The organism is Okeania sp., from assembly GCF_983059655.1.
Genome location: NZ_CEZPJD010000801.1, coordinates 1 through 3,593 on the forward strand (window position 1 = coordinate 1; position 3,593 = coordinate 3,593).

Below are 3,593 nucleotides of genomic sequence, written 5' to 3' on the forward strand. Positions count from 1 at the left end.
AAACCCAATGATTGGAAACCATCAGGAAAAAGAATAAAGCGTGGTTTGTATAGAAGTGGTAATAATTGTTTAGTCAATGCAGACTGTAATGGATCTGCAAATATTATGAGAAAAGTAAGCAGAAAGCTAGGATTAAACTTAAGCCGACTGTGTAGGGGCACTTTGACTTGTCCCCAGAGAGTGTATCTTTGGTCAGCTAAGAACAAACGAAGCAACAAGGATTTATCGGTGTTGCGTAGTATCAACTTAGAATCCCCTTGGCTTAAGTCAGGGAAGTAGTCAAAGGTTTATTAAAATTTAACAATTAAATAAACAAATTAACAATTAAATAAACAAACAAAGACCAATCACAAAAATTGGTAGTTCTAATTATCAAGTGGTAAACCAATTTTAATAATGGAGATGTAGAATTATGAGCACTAATGGAAATATGACAGAAACTAATAAAACTGCCGATACTAGCAGTAAATCTAATACTCAAAGTAATCAGCCAACAAAGTTGGATCAAGGGTCTCAACAGCGTACCACTTTACAAGTTGAGACCAAACCAGTACAAGAAAAACAAGCACAGGAGTCTCAAGTATCTGGAAAACTAGCCTTACCTGGAAATCGTCCTATCGGCACAACTAATCTTCAGTATACTCAAACAATTTCTAATCGTCCTGTAGTTTCGACAGGTCTTGAAGTTCATCATACAATGTCCGCTTCTGGAATTCGTCCAGTTGTTTCTAGTGGATTAGAATTCAATAGTACTATTACTGCTTCTGGTGTTCGCCCTGTAGGAACTAATCATTTAGAAGTTAGTCAAACTTTGATGAATCGTCCAGTTGCTTCTAATCAGATTGATAGTGAAGGTTTGATGGGTTTTTTAGATTAAAATTTAACTATTTTCTACTAATTTAGAAAGTATTTGTATAGATACTCGATGAAGTTTGTTTGTCAAAATTTTCGATTATTTTGGCAAACTATAACGCTACGCGCTAGGGAATAGGGAATAGCAAACTGAAAAAGTATTTTAGGATTGAAAAATGTCCTAAGCAATTCTTGTAGTGCTATATAAAAATAACTATATAACTATGAAGTTAAATCCAAAGCTCAAAAATGAATAATTAATTTTCATCATTACCGAAAAATTATGGTGATCAAGTCTACCCTAATTTAAGGGGATAAAAAAAGATAATATTCGCCAAGGTCAAGCATCCTTGTTGCAGAAGTACTGATAACTGATAACTGAATTTACTGCTATATTATATTGATAATTTTTTTGATGTTAAATTGAGGACTATGAATAATTATTCTACTAGATTTAATCCATATAACTTGAAAGTTTTATACTTCATAGCAATATTCAGTATAGTTATTGCAATTAATGGTTGTACTCCATCAGCTCAATCAACTGATACTCAAGTAAATTCAGAATTAGAACAACAAGTATTACAGATTATTCGTAATAATCCAGAAGCAATTATAGAATCAGTACAAGCTTACCAACAACAACAACAGCAACAACAGCAAGCTAGTAATGAGGAAGCATTAAAACAGTTTAAAACCAATCCTCAAGCAAAAATTGGTAATTCTCCAACTTTGGGTTCTACCGAGCAAAAAATCGTGTTGTTTGAATTTTCAGATTTTCAATGTCCTTTCTGCTCCAGAGTGCAAGGAAATCTGAAAGAATTTATGGATAAACATCAAGATAGAGTAACTTTAGTATTTAAGCATTTACCTCTAGTAAGAATTCATCCTCAAGCAATTCCAGCAGCAAGAGCATCTTGGGCAGCTCAACAACAAGGTAAATTTTGGGAATATCACGATGCTTTATTTGAACAACAAGATAAATTAGGTGAAGAGTTATATATAGAGATTGCTAATAGTTTGAATTTAGATATAGATAAGTTTAATAGCGATCGCCAATCTCAGGAAGCAATTAATTCAATTCAACAAGATATGCAACTAGCTCAAGAAATTGGTGCTTCTGGTACACCTTTCTTTGTGATGAATGGAGAAACTTTTTCTGGTGCAGTAAAACTCTCAGATATGGAGAAACTTTTAGCTAAAGTTAGTGAATAAATGAAGGAAGAAGAGTAAGTTGGAGGGCGTAGCTAACGGTAATACGCTCTTATTGTTTAATATCAAATCCGGTTAATTTTAATTCCACATATAATCCGGTTATATAATATCTGTTGATAATTTCTTAAATTACTTCAATATTTAGACATCTCCTCTAAAAGAGGCAGTAGAGACGTTGTATACAACTTCCCTACAGGGAAATAATTGATAATTTCTGTACGATAATTGATTTGATTTTTTATGATTGGAGATATCTATTTCATCTCCCCTACTCCCCTGCTCTCAACAATATAATAAGTATTCAACCGGATTTGATGTAACGGGAGAGAGATTTAAACCAATATCAACCAAAAAAAGTTAAAAATAGATATACAATCCATTTTTAACTCTTATAATTTTTTATTAAATTGTATTTGTTGTTATTAAACAGTAACTAACTCAGGTTCAGAAACAGGACGCTTACTGTTACGAATACCACTAATTGCCTCTGCATAATCATCAGCTTTAAAAACAGCAGAACCTGCAACAATAGCATTAGCACCAGCTTCTAAAACCTGCCAAGTATTATTAGTCTTAAGGCCACCATCTACTTCAATCCAAGGATCGAGTCCTCGTTCATCACACATTTCACGAAGCTTGCGAATCTTAGATACTACTCCAGGAATAAAACTCTGGCCTCCAAAACCAGGGTTAACACTCATAATTAATATCAAGTCGCACAAATCTAAAGTGTATTCTATTAATTCTAGTGGTGTAGAAGGATTTAGAACTACACCAGCTTGCTTACCCAACTCTTTAATTTGGCCCAGAGTTCGATGTAAATGGGGTGAAGCATTATGTTCAGCATGAACAGATATAATATCTGCGCCAGCCTTAGCAAAATCTTCAACATATTTCTCTGGCTCCACAATCATTAAGTGGACATCAAGAGGTTTTTGAGTGACAGGGCGAAGTGCTTGGACGATTAATGGACCGATAGTAATGTTAGGTACAAAACGGCCATCCATAACATCAACGTGAATCCAGTCAGCACCAGCTTGGTCTACAGCTCGTACTTCATCTCCAAGACGGCTAAAATCTGCTGATAATATGGATGGGGAGATAACAATAGGTTTTTTCTGCATAGTGGTCATAAGGGTAAATGTTCTCCTGCTATTCTCTGTTGCTGTAAATTTTAACACTAATTTAATAATTTACTCTCAAAATATATATGCAGTATTGAAATTTGAGTTCTGAGCGAAAATTAGATGTTTAATAGATTACTTAGAGAAGTCAGGGAATAGGGAATAGAGAATAGGTAGATAAAGTTGTTAATTTCATGTCTTTAATTGATTTGATTACATTTTTTTCAAGATATATAATATCCAAGGGAATAAATAACAGGAAAAAGTAGAAAATTTGACGATTTTACTAAAGTAATTGGCAAGAAAAAAAATTGAAACTTCGCTCGATAATCTATATCGAAAGGCTGTATCTTGAGTTATTATTAGAGCAAGCAACTTTTATTAAGGAGTATTGTCATCCAA

3 protein-coding genes and 1 pseudogene are annotated in these 3,593 nt (G+C 33.5%); 3 read left to right on the forward strand and 1 reads right to left on the reverse strand.

From position 1 onward, the window contains the following. From AC3DU7_RS28570 to AC3DU7_RS28580, 3 genes and pseudogenes are all read left to right on the forward strand, one after another. Positions 1-279, forward strand: a pseudogene (locus AC3DU7_RS28570) (hypothetical protein); the annotation flags it as partial. A gap of 133 nt (positions 280-412) precedes the next feature. Then, entirely contained in the window at positions 413-877 is a 465-nt protein-coding gene (locus AC3DU7_RS28575; RefSeq protein WP_488042640.1) for a hypothetical protein, read from the forward strand. Positions 878-1,284: 407 nt separating this feature from the next. Next, complete coding sequence (locus AC3DU7_RS28580) at positions 1,285-2,067, forward strand: DsbA family protein (RefSeq protein ID WP_488042641.1); 783 nt, start codon at positions 1,285-1,287, stop codon at positions 2,065-2,067. 422 nt (positions 2,068-2,489) lie between these two features. On the opposite strand, the gene rpe is transcribed toward AC3DU7_RS28580, so the two are convergent. Continuing rightward, positions 2,490-3,200, reverse strand: coding sequence for a ribulose-phosphate 3-epimerase (rpe, locus tag AC3DU7_RS28585; RefSeq protein ID WP_488042642.1), 711 nt, complete (start codon positions 3,198-3,200; stop codon positions 2,490-2,492). Positions 3,201-3,593 lie beyond the last annotated feature (393 nt).

Excerpts from the sequence above, each read along its gene's own strand:
- AC3DU7_RS28575 (WP_488042640.1), top strand. The coding sequence starts at position 413 with ATGAGCACTAATGGAAATATGACAGAAACTAATAAAACTGCCGATACT.
- AC3DU7_RS28580 (WP_488042641.1), top strand. The coding sequence starts at position 1,285 with ATGAATAATTATTCTACTAGATTTAATCCATATAACTTGAAAGTTTTA.
- rpe (WP_488042642.1), bottom strand. The coding sequence starts at position 3,200 with ATGACCACTATGCAGAAAAAACCTATTGTTATCTCCCCATCCATATTA.